Genomic DNA, 13,802 nt, shown 5'->3' on the forward strand with positions numbered 1-13,802 from the left:
CCCGCCTTTCGATGAAAGGCGGGCCTTTTTTTGCGTTCGGAACCGGCTCAGCCCTTTTCGGGCGGTGCCACCGTGATTCGTACCCGCTCGCCCGAATTGCCGGGGAAGCCGGTGAACATCGCCTCGACGAGGTTCGGGACGATCGCCTGAAGGTTGTTGTCGCGCGACTGCGCCTCGGCATGGCCTTCGAACAGGCGCGAGCCGTCGGCGGCGCGATTGATCTGCAGGTTCAGGCCGCTGGTATAGACGGTATAGCTGCTGACGTCAGTGCCGCCCCAGCCGGGTCCGAAACCGCCGCCCCACAGGAACGGGTCGCGATAGCCATAGACATAACGGCGTCCGCCGCGGCCGCTGACGATCACCGGGCGATAGAAACCGCGGCCATAGCCGCCATATCCACCGTACCAGGGATCGCCGAAGCCCGGGCTCGACACGACGCGCTCGCGGCCCTTGTCGACGCCATAGTCCATCCGCACGACGAGGTCGGCGCGCTCGCCGCTCGCCGCGGGGCGATAGCCATAACGCGTCAGTTCGCCGGCGACGAGGCCCGCATACTGCCCGAACTCGATCCCGCCTTGCAGCGCGGGGTCGCTGGCCTCGACGGTGAAGCTCTGGCCCTGCGGCGCGGGAAGCTGCGTCTGGAAGCGCGCGACATCCGCCTTGAAAGGCGTTGCGCAGCCGGCGAGCGCCAGCGCCGCGCCGGTCATAGCGGCCAGGCTCAGCCGCCGAAGGTTCATCTTGCTCATCGTCTTGGCTCCGTGATTCGGGTCGCGCACAGGTCGCCCTCTTGTACCATGACTACGCCGACACGACTTAACCTTGGTTGAACTCCGTTCGTCGCACGGCGGTTCCACACATGATATCGGGCCCCGGGGCTGATAAACAAGCCCTTCTAAACGATTAGCGGCAGAGCCCCAAAGCGGCATAGGCCGCATCGAGCGTTGGCCGCGCCAGCGCCGACGCGCGCGCAGCGCCGTTTTCGAGCGCGGCGTCGATCGCCGCCGGATCGGACTTGAGCTGCGTCAGCCGCGTCGCGATTGGGCGCAGCGTCTCGACCAAAAGCTCGCCCAGCGCGGGCTTGAACGAACCGAAACCCTGCCCCGCAAAGCGCGCAAGGACCTGATCGACGCTTTCGTCGGCCATTGCGGCATAGATCGAGACGAGATTCTTCGCCTCCGCCCGGCCATCGAGCCCTGCCGCCTCGGACGGCAGCGGTTCGGCATCGGTCTTCGCTTTGCGGATCTTCGCCATGATCGTGTCGGCATCGTCGACCAGATTGATGCGGCTCGCGTCGCTCGGGTCCGACTTCGACATTTTTGCCGAGCCGTCGCGCAGGCTCATGATTCGCGCTGCCGCTGCCGGAATCGTCGGTTCGGGCAAAGTGAAGGTCTCGGTCCCGGTGTCGAGGTTGAACTTGGTCGCGATGTCGCGCGCCAGCTCGAGATGCTGTTTCTGGTCGTCGCCGACGGGGACATGCGTCGTCTGGTACAGCAGCACGTCGGCCGCCTGCAGCACGGGATAAGCAAAAAGGCCGACGCTCGCGCCCTCGCGGTTCTTGCCCGACTTTTCCTTGAACTGCGTCATGCGGTTCAGCCAGCCGATGCGCGCGGTGCAGAACAGCAACCACGCAAGCTCGGCGTGCGCGGGGACGCGCGCCTGATTGAACAGGATCGCCTTTTCGGGATCAATCCCTGCCGCCATCAGCGCCGCCGCCATCTCGCGCGTGTTCGCGGTCAGCTCGGCGGGGTCGTTATAGACGGTGATCGCGTGGAGGTCGGCGAGGAAATAGAGCTTCTCGCCCGGCATCTCGTCCTGCATGCGCACCCAGTTGCGGATCGCGCCCAGATAATTGCCGAGATGCAAATTTCCGGTGGGCTGGATGCCCGATAGCGTCCGCATGGTTCTTATCCTGTTAGAGTTGACGTCGGCGCAGCTGGCCGATGGTGCCGCGATTGACCACGCCAAAGAGGAAGGCGCAACCAAAGAATATGACCGCGCCCGTCCCGACGATGGCGGCCAGCGCGACGATGCGTTCGATCACCCCGCCGACAAAAGCGTCGCCGGCCAGCGGGATGGCGAAATACAGCGCCGCGGCCATCGCCGCCGCGGCCAGAATGATGCGCGCGATCCGGCTTGCGACCGGTCCGGTCAGGCGGAACAGGCCGCTGCGATGCAGGATGGCGTACAGCATCGCGACATTGCACCACGCGGCGATCGACCCCGCGAGCGCCAGCCCGACGATGCCGAGCGACGGGATCAGAGCGAGGTTGAGGCCGATGTTGATCAGCAACGACACCGCCGCGGTCCACACCGGGGTCCGCGTGTCCTTGCGCGCAAAGAAATTGGGGACCAGCACCTTGACCAGCACATAGGCAGGCAGACCGACGACGAGCCCGCCAACGACGGCGCCGGTCGCCAGGCCGTCGGCGGCGCTATATTGCCCGCCGACGTAAAAGGCGCTGGTGATCGCGGGTCCGGCGACGAACAGCGCGACCGCCGCCGGTACGGTCAGCAGCATCGCCAGCTCGACGGCATTGCTTTGCAGGCGAAAGGCGCCGTCCTTGTCGCCTTGTGCCACAAAGCGTGACAGTGCGGGCAGGATGGCGGTGCCCAGCGCGATGCCGATGATGCCCAGCGGCAGCTGGTTCAACCGATCGGCCATCGCCAGATAGGTAATGCTCTTGTCGGGCAGCATGGCGATGAAGAACAGATCGACGAAGCGGCTGATCTGATAGACTCCGGCGCCGAACACGGCGGGCAGGATCAGCACCCCCATCTCGCGCACCCCCGGCGTCAGCCGCGGCCGCCGCAGCGCGGGCCGGAACCCCGATCGCCGCACCCAGAAAAGCAGCCAGCCCAGCTGAAACAGCCCCGATATCGACACCGATATGGCCAGATACAGCCCCGTCGTCGCCTTCGCCGCTTCGCCGCCATCGCCTGTGAACAGACCGATCAGCAGCGCCGCAACCAGACAGATGTTGAGCAGGATCGGCGCCGCTGCCGCCGCGGCAAAGCGCGACAGGCTGTTCAAAATCGCCGCGAACAGCGTCGCGACGCTCATGAACGCCAGATAGGGAAAGGCGATGCGCGCCATCGCCACGGTCAGGTCGAATTTTTCGCTGTCGGCGCGCAGCGCCTCGCTGGCGAACAGGTGCATGATCCACGGCATCACGATCAGCAGCAACGCCGAAAAGACGATCAGGATCGGGATCAGCACCGCCAGCACGGCATCGGCAAAGGCGCGCGCTTCGCTATGGTCGCCTTCCTTCGTCATCCGCTGGTTGAACAGCGGGACAAAGGCGGCGGCAAAGGCGCCCTCGGCAAACAGGCGGCGAAAGATATTGGGCAGCTGGAACGCCAGCTGCCACGCATCGGCCACTCCGCCCGCGCCGAGGATACGGCTGAGCAGCATGTCGCGGGCGAAACCGAAGATGCGGCTGACCATCGTCAGTCCGCCGATCGTCCCGACATTTTTGATCAGGCTGCTCATTCTATATGAGCTCGCACAGAAGCGAAGCACCGTGTCCCCGCGGAGGCGGGGACCCATCTCCGGCCGGTGCTAATCTGCGCCAGCAGATGATGGACCCCCGTCTTCGTGGAGGCACACCATATCGGAGGCGTTTCAAAGGAAATATAAAGACCTAAGCCTGCCCAACCGTCACATCGCCCGCCTGCTCGGCTTCGACCTGCTGGACCTGCTGCATGAACAGGCCGTGGAAATCGATCGGTTCGAGCAGCAGCGGCGGGAAGCCGCCATCGCGAACCGCATCGGCGACGACACGGCGCGCGAACGGGAACAGGATGCGCGGCGCTTCGGCGAGGAAGAAGGGCTGCAACTGGTCGTCGGGCACGTTGCGCACGCCGAACAGGCCGGCATATTTCAGGTCGATCACAAAGCTGGTGCCCTGATCGGTTTTCGACGTCACGTCGATCTTCAGCGTCACTTCGTACAGGCTGTCGCCAACGCTGTCGGCCGCGATGTTGAACTGCACATCGACCTGCGGCGCGTCCTGCCACTGATAGACGGCGGGGGCGTTCGGATTTTCGAACGACAGATCCTTCACATATTGCGAAATCAGGCCGATCGCCGGGCTCGTGTCTTCGCCATTGGGCTGCAGGGCGGGATTGTTGATGTCGGCGCTGGTCTCGTCAGCCATGATGAAGAAGCTTTCACTGGAAAGATGGAAACAATATCCGCGCTACGGGCCGTGTCCGGACCGCGGTGGACGGTTGCCGCGCCGCTTAGCAGCGCCCGTCAGCGAGCACAATGGGCCCCTGTCTCGCGGTGCAGGAACGGGCGAATCGTTGACCTCGCGCGCGGCAGCGGCCATGGCTATTTGAAACTAGGCCCCGGATCGCCTATGTATCAGCCGAGATGTTTCCATTGCCCGCATTGGACTTTTGCCCGTGACTGCTTTTTCGATCGTCCTGCTCGCCATGATTGCCGCGTTTCTCGGCATGCGGCTTTACTCGGTGCTCGGTAAGCGCACCGGGCATGAGCAGGAGCCCGTGCTCCCGCGTGAGCGGACCGCTACGGCGCCCGCACGGCTGGACGAGACCGATGGTTCGCAGGCGACAACCACCGTGCCGACCGACCCTTCAGGCCTGGTCTATGAGCCCGCTGCCGAGGCCGGGCTGCGCCAGTTGCTCGCGACCGACCGCAATTTCGATGCCGGTCGTTTCATGGAAGGCGCCGAGGCGGCGTACCGCATGATATTGGAGGCCTATTGGGCGGGCGACCGCGATACGCTGCGTGACCTGTGCGACGACGACAGCTACGAAGCCTTTGCCGAAGCGATCGCCGCCCGCGAAACGCGCGGCGAAAAGCTCGACAACCGTCTGATGGTCATCGATTCGGCGAAGATCACCGCGGTCGAACTGAGCCGCGCCGAAGCGCGCATCACCGTGCGCTACCGCGCCGACATCAGCGCAGTCACGCGCGATGCCGATGGCAAGTTGATCGCCGGCTCGATGAGCGACGCGACGCAGACCGACGATTCGTGGACCTTCCGCCGCCAGATCGGCAGCGGCGATCCCAACTGGCTGCTCGACGAAGCCGAATCGGCCTGATCCTGTGATCATGACGGTGGGGGCGCCGCGCGCGCGCGTTTTCGGATTCGCGCTGCTTGCGGCGCTGCCGCTGCTTTCGGGTTGCGCTTCGGTCATTCCCGATACCGCCGGCGCCACCCGCCCGTCCACAACGGCCCCGGCCCCGTCGCGCCCGACGACGACCGCGCCGCGCCCTTATCAACCCCGCCCGTCGGAAGGGACGGGCGCTGCGGCTCAGCCGATCCCTGCCATCCCGCGCGCGGCGCTTTCTGCGCCTGCCGTTCCGGCCGATGCGACGACCGCTGCCTCCAGCGGGGTTGTCGCGGGGCCTGACTTCTCGACGCTTGGCGTGACCGCCGAGAAGGCCACCGCGGCCCTCATTGCTTTCCGCATCAGCTGCCCCTCGGTGCAACGGCGCACCGACACCAGCGGTCTGACGCAGGGCGCCGACTGGACCGAAAGCTGCAACGCGGCGAAAAGCTGGAAGGACAGCGACGCCTCGGCCTTCTTCACCCGCTATTTCGGCACGGTGCAGATTGGCGCGGGCACCGCCTTCGTCACCGGCTATTATGAACCCGAAATCGCCGGCTCGCGCACAAAGCGCCCGGGCTATGACGTCCCCATCTATCGCCGCCCGGCCGACCTGATCGAGGTCGACCTCGGCCAATTCTCCGACGACCTCAAGGGCAAGAAGGTCCGCGGCCGCGTCGATGGCAGCAATTTTGTCCCCTATTATGACCGCACGGCGATCGAGAGCGGCGCGCTCGACGGGCGCGGGCTGGAAATCGCCTGGGCTGCCGACGCCGCCGAATTCTTCTTCCTGCAGATTCAGGGCTCTGGCAGGCTTCGCCTGCCCGACGGCGGGGTCATGCGGATCGGTTACGACACGCAGAACGGCCGCGGCTATGTCGGCATCGGCAAGCTGCTGCTCGATCGCGGCGCGCTTCAGCGCGGGCAGGCGTCGATGCAGGGCATCCTCGATTACCTCCGCGCCGATCCGGTGCGCGGCGCGGCGGTGATGAACGAGAATCCCAGCTGGGTCTTCTTCCGCGAGCTCACCGGCGCCGGACCGCTCGGCGCGCTCGGCGTGCCCGTGACCGGCCGCGCCAGCGTCGCCGCCGACCCCAAATATGTGCCGCTCGGCGCGCCCGTCTTCCTGTCGCTCGACCGTGCCGAGCCCAATGGATTGTGGATCGCACAGGACACCGGCGGCGCGATCAAGGGCGCCAACCGCTTCGACAGCTTCTGGGGCGCTGGCGACGATGCGCGTGCGATCGCCGGCGGCATGTCGGGGCGCGGGTCTGCGCTGCTGCTGCTGCCGCGCGCCAGCATCGCGCGGCTGATCCCGGCGCCTTGACGTGCCGCGGCGCCTCGCCCCCGAGGAAAGCGCGCTGTGGAAAAAGGTCGCAGCGACGGTAAAGCCGCTCGCCAAAGCGAAAGCGCCGCTCGCGCCCGTTGCGCCGCCGACCGTCAAACCGCCGCAGCCGACGCCGCGCAGCACCCCCGCCCCCGCCGCCGCGCCGCGCCCTGCGACGAAGCTTCCGCCGCCACGGCGCACCCATCAGGCGGCGACGCTCGACGGCCATTGGGACCGGCGGCTGCGGAAAGGGCTGGTCCGCCCCGATCTCAGCATCGACCTTCACGGCCATACGCTCGCCTCGGCGCAGGCCTTGCTCGACGAGGCGATCGGGCGCGGGCTGATCCGCGGTGCGCGCGTGTTGCTTGTAGTTGCGGGGCGCCTCCGCCCCGGCGCCGACCGGCTGCCGCAGATGCACGGCGACCCGCGCCCGCGCGGCGCGATCCGCGCGTCGCTGCCCGATTGGCTTGGCTTTTCGCCCTACGCCGACCAGATCGTCGCGCTGCGCCCCGCGCATATCAGCCACGGCGGCGCAGGCGCAGTCTATGTGATCCTGCGCCGCGCCCGCGAGGATTAAAGGAAGGCGCGCATCAGGATGCCGCGATAGATCGCGGTCAGCCTGTGCAGATCCTCGACCGCGACCGCCTCGTCGAGCTTGTGCATCGTCGCATTGGTCAGCCCGAATTCGACCACCGGGCAGAGTGCGTGAAGGAAGCGCGCGTCCGATGTGCCGCCGGTCGTCGACATGTCGGGGGTGATATCGGTCTCGGCATGGATCGCCTCGGCAACCAGCCCCGACAAATCGCCCGGCGGGGTCAGGAACGCCTCACCCGAAATCTTGCCCAGCACTTTCGCATTGGGTTCGACATCGTGCGCAATTCGCTCGATCAGCGCGACGAGGTCGGCGCCGCGGTGCTGGTCGTTGAACCGGATCGACAGCCGCGCGCGCGCCGACGCGGGGATCACATTGGTCGCGCCGTTGCCGACCTCGATATCGGTGAATTCGATATTCGACGGCTGGAACCAGTCGTTGCCCGTATCGAGCACCACCGCGTCGATCGCCGCCAATATCTTGATGAGCTTCGGGATCGGATTGTCGGCGAGGTGGGGATAGGCGACATGGCCCTGCGTCCCCGGCACGTCGATCCAGATATTGACCGACCCGCGCCGGCCGATCTTCACCATGTCGCCCAGCCGGTTCACCGACGTCGGTTCGCCGACGACGATCATGTCGGGGCGGACGCCGCGCGCGTCCATATGCTCCATCAGCGCGCGGGTGCCGAAAATCGCGGGGCCCTCCTCGTCGCCGGTGATGATCAGGCTGATCGTCCCGGCCTCGGCCGGCGTCGCGGCGGCTGCTGCGACGAACGCCGCGATCGATCCCTTCATGTCGACCGCGCCGCGGCCATAGAGCAGGTCGCCCCGGATTTCGGGGGCAAAGGCGTCGCCCGTCCAGCCGACGCCCGGCGGCACGACGTCGAGGTGCCCGGCAAAGCCGAAATGCTTCGGCCCCTTGCCGGTCCGCACTGCGAGCAGATTCTCGACCGGCCCATCGGGTTCGATGCCGTCGATGAAGCGCTCGACGGTGAAGCCGAGCGGCGCCAGCGCCGCCTCGAGCGTGTCGAACACGGCGCCCGTGGCGGGGGTGATGCTCGGCGCGGCGATCAACGCCTTGGCCAGCTCGACGGGATCGACAATCATGCTCATGCCGCCCCCTTACCCGCTCGCCGACACCCAAGTCGAGACTTTGCATGGCGCTGCCTTTGTGCGAAACAAAGACAGAACAAGTCCAAGGACGACTGCCATGCCCAAGCTCGATCTCGCTACGATCCCGCAAACCAACACCACCGGCTATCCGGCACCCTATGACGAACCCGTCCAGGGCCGCTGGTATCGCCGCCTCGCGCCCCCAACGGGGCTCAGCGATTTCGCCGCGAGCCATGTCGTGCTCAAACCCGGCGCCTGGTCGTCGCAGCGCCACTGGCACGACGGTGAGGATGAGATGCTGGTGATGATTTCGGGCGAGGCCGTTCTGGTCGAGGACGACGGCCGCTGGCCGATGCGCCCTGGCGATATCGCGGTCTGGCCCAAGGGCAGCACCAACGGCCACCATCTGATCAATGAATCGGACGCCGACTGCGTCTTTGTCGCGCTGGGCGGCGGCAAGAAATACGACACCGGCGGCGGCTATTCGGACATCGACATGCTGTTCGGCCCCGAGGGCTATTTCCACAAGGACGGCACGCCCTATCCGACGTCGCGGATCCCCTAGAGGATTTGGAAGCTCAGCAGCGTGAAGCGCGCCGGCGCGGTCGCGAATACGCCGTGACCGCGCGCCTCGGTCGACCCGAAGACGAGCCCCAGCTGATCGATATCGGCCAGCGCCGCCTCGATCGCGCCCGGGTTCGATCCGGCGGTGCGGCCCGAAACCGAAATCCAGCGCGGGTCGTCGAACCTGATGCGGATCTCATATTCGCCGGGCGCGATCTGGCGGACGGTTTCGGCCGGGGCGTACCAGCGATACTGGTCGTAGCGGCCTTTTGCCGTCCAGGTGTCGCCGCGGCGCTGGAAATAGACCGACACGGTCGCGGGCACGGTCTGCGTTTCCTGCGGTACGAAGCGCGTGCCGGGCCGGGCATCGACGCGGTAACGCACGACGATGCGCGACTTCGCGGGAACCGGGTTCGAGCGAAAAGTCACATAATGGACGTGCCCCGCTTCGCGGCTGCCGACCGGAAAATCGAAGTACCAGCCGCCATTTCGCGTCGGTCGCGGTTGCAGCGGCATGTTCTGCGAATAATTCTTGCCGCGAATGATCGGACCGATCACCCAGCTCGCGGCGCCGGGCGCCGCGGGGGCGGCCACCGCGGCTGCGGCGGCAAGAAAGCTCAGGGCGACGACAGAGGCGATAAGGGGTCTTTGCATGGCGTCAGACTAAACGGCGGACCTGATCCGGTCCTGAACAACCGACTTGCCGTCAATCGGTGACCGATCCTTCGAATTTCTCGATGATCCAGTCTTCGGCCTGCGCGCCGCCGATCCATTCCTGCATGCACGGATGGCTGATCACCGCCTGCGCATAGGCGGCGGCAAAACGCGGCAGAGGGATCGAATAAGTGATGAAGCGCGTCACCACGGGGGCGAACATGATGTCGGCGGCCGACCAGCTGCCGAAAAGGAAATCGCCTTCACCGCCGAACCGCGCGCGCGCCTCGGCCCAGATCTGAAAGATGCGGATCACATCGGCCTGCACTTCGGGCAACAGCTCGGCCGGCGGGTACATGCGGCGGATGTTCATGCTGTGGTTGCGGCGAAGCGCTGCAAAGCTCGAGTGCATTTCGGCCGCCATCGACCGCGCCATTGCGCGTGCGGCGATATCGTCGGGCCAATAGCCCTTGGTTCCGCCGGTCTTTTCATTGAGATAATCGATGATCGCGAGGCTGTCCCAAACGACGATATCTTCGCCGTCCCACAGGATCGGCACCTTGCCGCCCGATGGCGCAAATTCGTCGCCTTCGCGTCGGTTCGACCAATCCTCGTCATAGAGGGGAACGGTGATTTCCTCGAACGGCAGGCCGCTGTGCTTGACCGCCAGCCAGCCGCGCAGGCTCCAGCTTGAGTAGGCCTTGTTACCGAGGAAGAGTTTCATGCGTCGTCCTTTTGTCCCCCTCCCGCAGGCGGGAGGGGAGGGGAACTAAATCTCGACCGCCTCCAGCACCGCGGTGCGCAGCTCGGCGATCCCCATGCCCTTTTCGCTGCTCGTGACGATCACCTCGGGGTGCGCGGCGGCGTGTTTGCGCGCCTCGACCTCGGTCGCCGCCAGCACGGCCGCCAGCTCGGTCGCCTTCACCTTGTCGGCCTTGGTCAGGACGATGCGATAGCTGACCGCCCCGACGTCGAGCATTTCGAGCACTTCGCGATCGACGTCCTTCATGCCGTGGCGGCTGTCAATCAGCACGAGGGTGCGTTTCAGAACCGCGCGCCCGCGGACATAATCGTTGATCAGATAGCGCCATTTCTTGACGACATCCTTCGGCGCCTTGGCAAAGCCATAGCCGGGCATATCGACCAGCCGGAAGATCAGCGGATCCTCGCCGACGTCGAAATAGTTCAGCTCCTGCGTCCGCCCCGGCGTCACCGAGGTGCGCGCCAGATTGTTGCGGTTGGTCAGCGCATTGAGCAGCGACGACTTGCCGACGTTCGAACGCCCCGCGAACGCGATTTCGGGCACGCTCGGCGCGGGCAGATGCTCGAGCGCGGGCGCCGATTTCAGGAAATTAATCGGCCCTGAAAACAGCTTGCGCGCGCGCTCCGCCCGCTCGGGGTCGGCGCCGGGAGCGAGGTCGGGATCGATGTCGCTCACGTCGTCGGTGCCGCCTTCAGCTGCGGAAACTTGCGATACATCCACTGCTGCTGCGCGATCGACAGCAGGTTGTTGGTGATCCAGTAGAGCAGCAGGCCCGCCGCGAACGGCGCCATGATGAACATGAACAGCCACGGCATGATCTTGAACACCTGTTGCTGCACGGGGTCGGTCGCCTGCGGGTTCAAACGGAACTGCAGGAACATCGTGATGCCCAGGATCACCGCGAGAATGCCGATGCTGAGGATCGACGGCGGGGTGAAGGGCAACAGGCCGAACAGGTTGAGGATGTGCAGCGGATCGGGCGCCGACAGATCCTTGATCCACAGGATGAACGGCTGGTGCCGCATTTCGATCGTCAGCATCAGCACCTTGTAGAGGGCATAGAAGATCGGGATCTGGATGACGATCGGCAGACAGCCCGCGAGCGGGTTGATCTTCTCGTCCTTATAGAGCTTCATCAGCTCCTGCTGCATCTTGGGCTTGTCGTCCTTGTAGCGTTCCTGCAGCACCTTCATCTTGGGCTGGACGAGGCGCATCTGCGCCATCGATCCGAACTGGCGCTGCGCGATCGGGAACATCAGCGCGCGAATGATCAGGGTCAGCACCATGATCGCGACGCCGAAATTGCCGACCTGCTTGAACAGCCAGTCGAGCAGCTTGAAGATCGGAACTTCGAAAAATTCGAACCAGCCCCAGTCGATCGCGTTCGACAGGCGCGTGATGCCCTGATCGTCCTGATAGTGCGAGAGCGTGCTGACTTCCTTGGCGCCGGCAAAGACGCGGCTGGTGGTCGTGATCTGCTTGCCCGGCGCAACCTCGACGAGATCGCGGGCAAAGGCGGCACGGAACGCGCCGCCTGGCAGCGAGTTGAACGCGGCCGAGACTTTTTCGCCGTTCGCCGGAACGACTGCGGCGAGCCAATATTTGTCGGTAAAGCCAAGCCAGCCGGCCGACGTATAGGAAATGGTGTTGCCCGCAGCCTCTTCCAGCTCGTCATAATTGGTGAAGTTCGACTTGCCGTCGAGATAGCCGGTCGGGCCGACGTGGATCGTCCAGCTATCCTGTTCATGCGGGTCGGTCGGCTTGCCGGTGCGGTCGATATAGGTGCCGCTGCGCACCGTGACGGGCGCGGCGCCGGTGTTCGCGATCGTCTGTTTCGCGGTGATCAGATAATCGTCGTCGATGCTGTATTCGATACGGAAAGTCTGTCCGGCGCCGTTCGCCCAGCTCAGCGCGACCGGGGTCGTCGGAGTCAGCTTGGTGCCGGTCGCGGTCCAGACCGTATTGGGGCCGGGAACGATGACGCCCTGCGCCGACCAGCCGATGCTCGCGAAATAGGCGGCCTTGGTTCCGGCGGGTGCGAACAGGCGCACCGGCGGCGAATTTTTCTGGATCGTCTGGCGATATTTGCTGAGCGTGATGTCGTCGACGCGCGCGCCGACAAGGTTGATCGACCCCTTGATCGCGGGCGTTTCGATCGGAATGCGGTTGCCGTCGGCGAGGACCGCTTCGATCGGACGAATGGCCTGCGTGGCGGGCGCGCCGGGCGCGCCGGGCGCGGGCAACGCCGCCGGCTGGCCGGGCACCGCGGCGGGCGCCGCGCCGTTCGGCCCTGCAACCGTCCTGGTCACATCGGGCTTGTCGGGCGTGGGAAAGAATTTCTCGGAAACGAAGTTCCAGCCGATCAGGATCGCCACCGACAGCAGGATGGCCGTGATCATGTTACGCTTGTCGTCCACGCTTTTCGGTCTCTCTTCGTCTCAAAATGTCGGGGATTTGCCGTTCAGGGAACGGGGTCGTGGCCGTGGCCCCCCCAAGGATGGCAGCGCAATAGCCGCTTTGTCGCCAGCCAGCCACCCTTGATCGCACCATGGCGCTGGAGCGCGGTGATCGCGTAGGCGCTGCACGACGGCGAGTAACGGCAGGAGGGTGGCAGGATGCGCGACGGGCCGATCTGCCAGCCGCGCGCGATCAGGATCAGCAGTTTCGCGATCATGCCGGCGGAGCCGTCTTTGCCGCCAGTTTCTTCGCGGCGCGCTGCAGCGCCGAATCAAGATGCTCGCCCAATTCGGCAAACAGAATCTCGTTGCCGCCCGGCCGGCCGATCAGAACATGGTCGGCGCCGGCGATACCCGATTCGGGGAGCGCGGCGCGGCACAGTTCGCGCAACCGGCGTTTCATCCGGTTGCGGGTAACCGAATTGCCGACTTTCTTGCTGACGGTATAGCCAATGCCCAGCGAATCGTCGCCGTCGCCGCGCTGGCGGACGAGCAGGACAAAGCCGGGCATGGGAAAGCGAAGGCCGCGGTTGGCAGCCAGAAATTCGCTACGTTTTGAAAGCGTTCGCACCAGCGTGACTGGCGCAGAAGCGTCTGCGATCAGGCCGACAGCTTCTTGCGGCCCTGGGCGCGACGGTTGGCGAGAATCTTGCGGCCGCCAACCGTTGCCTTGCGGGCGCGGAAACCGTGGCGACGGGCGCGCACGAGGTTGCTCGGTTGAAAGGTACGCTTCATCGCGGTTGTCCCTAAATCTCGTCAAAGGCTCTAACAGAAAAGGGCCGCCAAACGTGGGCGGCCACTGATGGAGGCGCGGATAAGCGAGAGTCGGCGGAAAGTCAATTGTCATCGGCGCGCTTTTCCGGTGCCTTGCCGTGAAAAGCGGCGGCTTTGATCGCCTCCAATGCCGCGCGTTCGCGTTTTCGTGCCGCACTTGCGCGTCGCATCACGCGATCGGTCCATGCGGCATAGCGCGGGTGGCGCCATTTGAACCGTACATAGATGCGCTTCGCCCACGCGCTGTTTTGCAGGCACAGCATCAGGCCCAGCGGGAAGAGGATGATAAAGCCGGGACCGGGCAAGACGCCGATGATCGGCGCGATCGCCATCATCACGACGCCCAGGATGAACAGCGCGAGCCGAACCTGCGCGGTCGATCGCAATCGCTGATAGAGGCTGCGCTTTGCCATGCAGGCGATGTGGGGGAGGCGGCGGCGTGTTACAAGGATAAAGCAGCGCTCGAAGCGCCGCCCCG

17 protein-coding genes are annotated in these 13,802 nt (G+C 65.4%); 4 read left to right on the forward strand and 13 right to left on the reverse strand.

What is annotated here, in order from left to right; genetic code table 11:
* Positions 1 to 47 precede the first annotated feature (47 nt).
* The 4 genes from AC3A43_RS10140 to secB all read right to left on the reverse strand — a co-directional run bounded on the left by AC3A43_RS10140 (position 48) and on the right by secB (position 4,157).
* Complete coding sequence (locus AC3A43_RS10140) at positions 48 to 746, reverse strand: DUF4136 domain-containing protein (protein WP_487792421.1); 699 nt, start codon at positions 744 to 746, stop codon at positions 48 to 50.
* A 154-nt stretch (positions 747 to 900) separates the two neighbouring features.
* Positions 901 to 1,899 carry a tryptophan--tRNA ligase gene (trpS, locus tag AC3A43_RS10145; protein ID WP_487792422.1) on the reverse strand — a complete coding sequence of 333 codons (999 nt, stop codon included), beginning with the start codon at positions 1,897 to 1,899 and terminating at the stop codon, positions 901 to 903.
* 13 nt (positions 1,900 to 1,912) lie between these two features.
* A complete protein-coding gene (gene murJ, locus AC3A43_RS10150) occupies positions 1,913 to 3,490 on the reverse strand; it encodes a murein biosynthesis integral membrane protein MurJ (RefSeq protein WP_487792423.1) in 1,578 nt (525 codons plus the stop codon).
* A gap of 151 nt (positions 3,491 to 3,641) precedes the next feature.
* Positions 3,642 to 4,157, reverse strand: coding sequence for a protein-export chaperone SecB (gene secB, locus AC3A43_RS10155; RefSeq protein WP_487792424.1), 516 nt, complete (start codon positions 4,155 to 4,157; stop codon positions 3,642 to 3,644).
* A gap of 250 nt (positions 4,158 to 4,407) precedes the next feature.
* Between secB and AC3A43_RS10160 the strand changes: the two genes are divergently transcribed.
* The 3 genes from AC3A43_RS10160 to AC3A43_RS10170 are packed head-to-tail and all read left to right on the forward strand — an operon-like array spanning position 4,408 to position 6,983.
* The gene (locus AC3A43_RS10160; protein ID WP_487792425.1) at positions 4,408 to 5,070 is read left to right on the forward strand and encodes a Tim44/TimA family putative adaptor protein; all 663 of its coding nucleotides are present in this window, start codon (positions 4,408 to 4,410) and stop codon (positions 5,068 to 5,070) included.
* Positions 5,071 to 5,080: 10 nt separating this feature from the next.
* A complete protein-coding gene (gene mltA, locus AC3A43_RS10165; protein WP_487792426.1) occupies positions 5,081 to 6,406 on the forward strand; it encodes a murein transglycosylase A in 1,326 nt (441 codons plus the stop codon).
* A gap of 1 nt (position 6,407) precedes the next feature.
* Positions 6,408 to 6,983, forward strand: coding sequence for a Smr/MutS family protein (locus AC3A43_RS10170; protein ID WP_487792427.1), 576 nt, complete (start codon positions 6,408 to 6,410; stop codon positions 6,981 to 6,983).
* On the opposite strand, the gene dapE is transcribed toward AC3A43_RS10170, so the two are convergent.
* Entirely contained in the window at positions 6,980 to 8,113 is a 1,134-nt protein-coding gene (gene dapE / locus AC3A43_RS10175) for a succinyl-diaminopimelate desuccinylase (RefSeq protein ID WP_487792428.1), read from the reverse strand. The two genes, AC3A43_RS10170 and dapE, sit on opposite strands and share 4 nt — an antisense overlap.
* 97 nt (positions 8,114 to 8,210) lie before the next feature.
* On the opposite strand from dapE, the gene AC3A43_RS10180 reads away from it, so the two are divergent.
* Entirely contained in the window at positions 8,211 to 8,678 is a 468-nt protein-coding gene (locus tag AC3A43_RS10180) for a cupin domain-containing protein (protein ID WP_487792429.1), read from the forward strand.
* Here the strand turns inward: AC3A43_RS10180 and AC3A43_RS10185 are convergent.
* The 8 genes from AC3A43_RS10185 to AC3A43_RS10220 form a co-directional block, all read right to left on the reverse strand.
* On the reverse strand, positions 8,675 to 9,331 hold the full coding sequence (locus AC3A43_RS10185) for a hypothetical protein (RefSeq protein ID WP_487792430.1): 657 nt from the start codon (positions 9,329 to 9,331) through the stop codon (positions 8,675 to 8,677). The two genes, AC3A43_RS10180 and AC3A43_RS10185, sit on opposite strands and share 4 nt — an antisense overlap.
* A 52-nt stretch (positions 9,332 to 9,383) precedes the next feature.
* Positions 9,384 to 10,055, reverse strand: coding sequence for a glutathione S-transferase family protein (locus tag AC3A43_RS10190; RefSeq protein WP_487792431.1), 672 nt, complete (start codon positions 10,053 to 10,055; stop codon positions 9,384 to 9,386).
* Between the two features lie 45 nt (positions 10,056 to 10,100).
* Positions 10,101 to 10,769 (reverse strand): ribosome biogenesis GTP-binding protein YihA/YsxC, encoded by a 669-nt coding sequence (gene yihA / locus AC3A43_RS10195; protein WP_487792432.1) that lies wholly within the window; start codon positions 10,767 to 10,769, stop codon positions 10,101 to 10,103.
* Positions 10,766 to 12,511 (reverse strand): membrane protein insertase YidC, encoded by a 1,746-nt coding sequence (yidC, locus tag AC3A43_RS10200; RefSeq protein ID WP_487792433.1) that lies wholly within the window; start codon positions 12,509 to 12,511, stop codon positions 10,766 to 10,768. Before yidC ends, yihA begins: the two co-directional genes overlap by 4 nt.
* 44 nt (positions 12,512 to 12,555) lie before the next feature.
* Positions 12,556 to 12,768 (reverse strand): membrane protein insertion efficiency factor YidD, encoded by a 213-nt coding sequence (gene yidD / locus AC3A43_RS10205; protein WP_447749728.1) that lies wholly within the window; start codon positions 12,766 to 12,768, stop codon positions 12,556 to 12,558.
* A complete protein-coding gene (gene rnpA, locus AC3A43_RS10210; protein ID WP_487792434.1) occupies positions 12,765 to 13,121 on the reverse strand; it encodes a ribonuclease P protein component in 357 nt (118 codons plus the stop codon). The genes yidD and rnpA overlap by 4 nt, the downstream gene beginning before the upstream one ends.
* Before the next feature lie 29 nt (positions 13,122 to 13,150).
* Positions 13,151 to 13,285 carry a 50S ribosomal protein L34 gene (gene rpmH / locus AC3A43_RS10215; RefSeq protein ID WP_039570342.1) on the reverse strand — a complete coding sequence of 45 codons (135 nt, stop codon included), beginning with the start codon at positions 13,283 to 13,285 and terminating at the stop codon, positions 13,151 to 13,153.
* Between the two features lie 101 nt (positions 13,286 to 13,386).
* Complete coding sequence (locus AC3A43_RS10220; protein WP_487792435.1) at positions 13,387 to 13,737, reverse strand: hypothetical protein; 351 nt, start codon at positions 13,735 to 13,737, stop codon at positions 13,387 to 13,389.
* Positions 13,738 to 13,802: the final 65 nt, after the last annotated feature.

The sequence above is a fragment of the Sphingopyxis sp. Soil_C_28 genome (assembly GCF_057657055.1).

Bases quoted from the DNA above. Each gene is read 5' to 3' on its own strand.
- AC3A43_RS10140 (WP_487792421.1), bottom strand. From the start codon at position 746: ATGAGCAAGATGAACCTTCGGCGGCTGAGCCTGGCCGCTATGACCGGC.
- trpS (WP_487792422.1), bottom strand. From the start codon at position 1,899: ATGCGGACGCTATCGGGCATCCAGCCCACCGGAAATTTGCATCTCGGC.
- murJ (WP_487792423.1), bottom strand. From the start codon at position 3,490: ATGAGCAGCCTGATCAAAAATGTCGGGACGATCGGCGGACTGACGATG.
- secB (WP_487792424.1), bottom strand. From the start codon at position 4,157: ATGGCTGACGAGACCAGCGCCGACATCAACAATCCCGCCCTGCAGCCC.
- mltA (WP_487792426.1), top strand. From the start codon at position 5,081: ATGACGGTGGGGGCGCCGCGCGCGCGCGTTTTCGGATTCGCGCTGCTT.
- dapE (WP_487792428.1), bottom strand. From the start codon at position 8,113: ATGAGCATGATTGTCGATCCCGTCGAGCTGGCCAAGGCGTTGATCGCC.
- AC3A43_RS10180 (WP_487792429.1), top strand. From the start codon at position 8,211: ATGCCCAAGCTCGATCTCGCTACGATCCCGCAAACCAACACCACCGGC.
- AC3A43_RS10185 (WP_487792430.1), bottom strand. From the start codon at position 9,331: ATGCAAAGACCCCTTATCGCCTCTGTCGTCGCCCTGAGCTTTCTTGCC.
- AC3A43_RS10190 (WP_487792431.1), bottom strand. From the start codon at position 10,055: ATGAAACTCTTCCTCGGTAACAAGGCCTACTCAAGCTGGAGCCTGCGC.
- yidD (WP_447749728.1), bottom strand. From the start codon at position 12,768: ATGATCGCGAAACTGCTGATCCTGATCGCGCGCGGCTGGCAGATCGGC.
- rpmH (WP_039570342.1), bottom strand. From the start codon at position 13,285: ATGAAGCGTACCTTTCAACCGAGCAACCTCGTGCGCGCCCGTCGCCAC.
- AC3A43_RS10220 (WP_487792435.1), bottom strand. From the start codon at position 13,737: ATGGCAAAGCGCAGCCTCTATCAGCGATTGCGATCGACCGCGCAGGTT.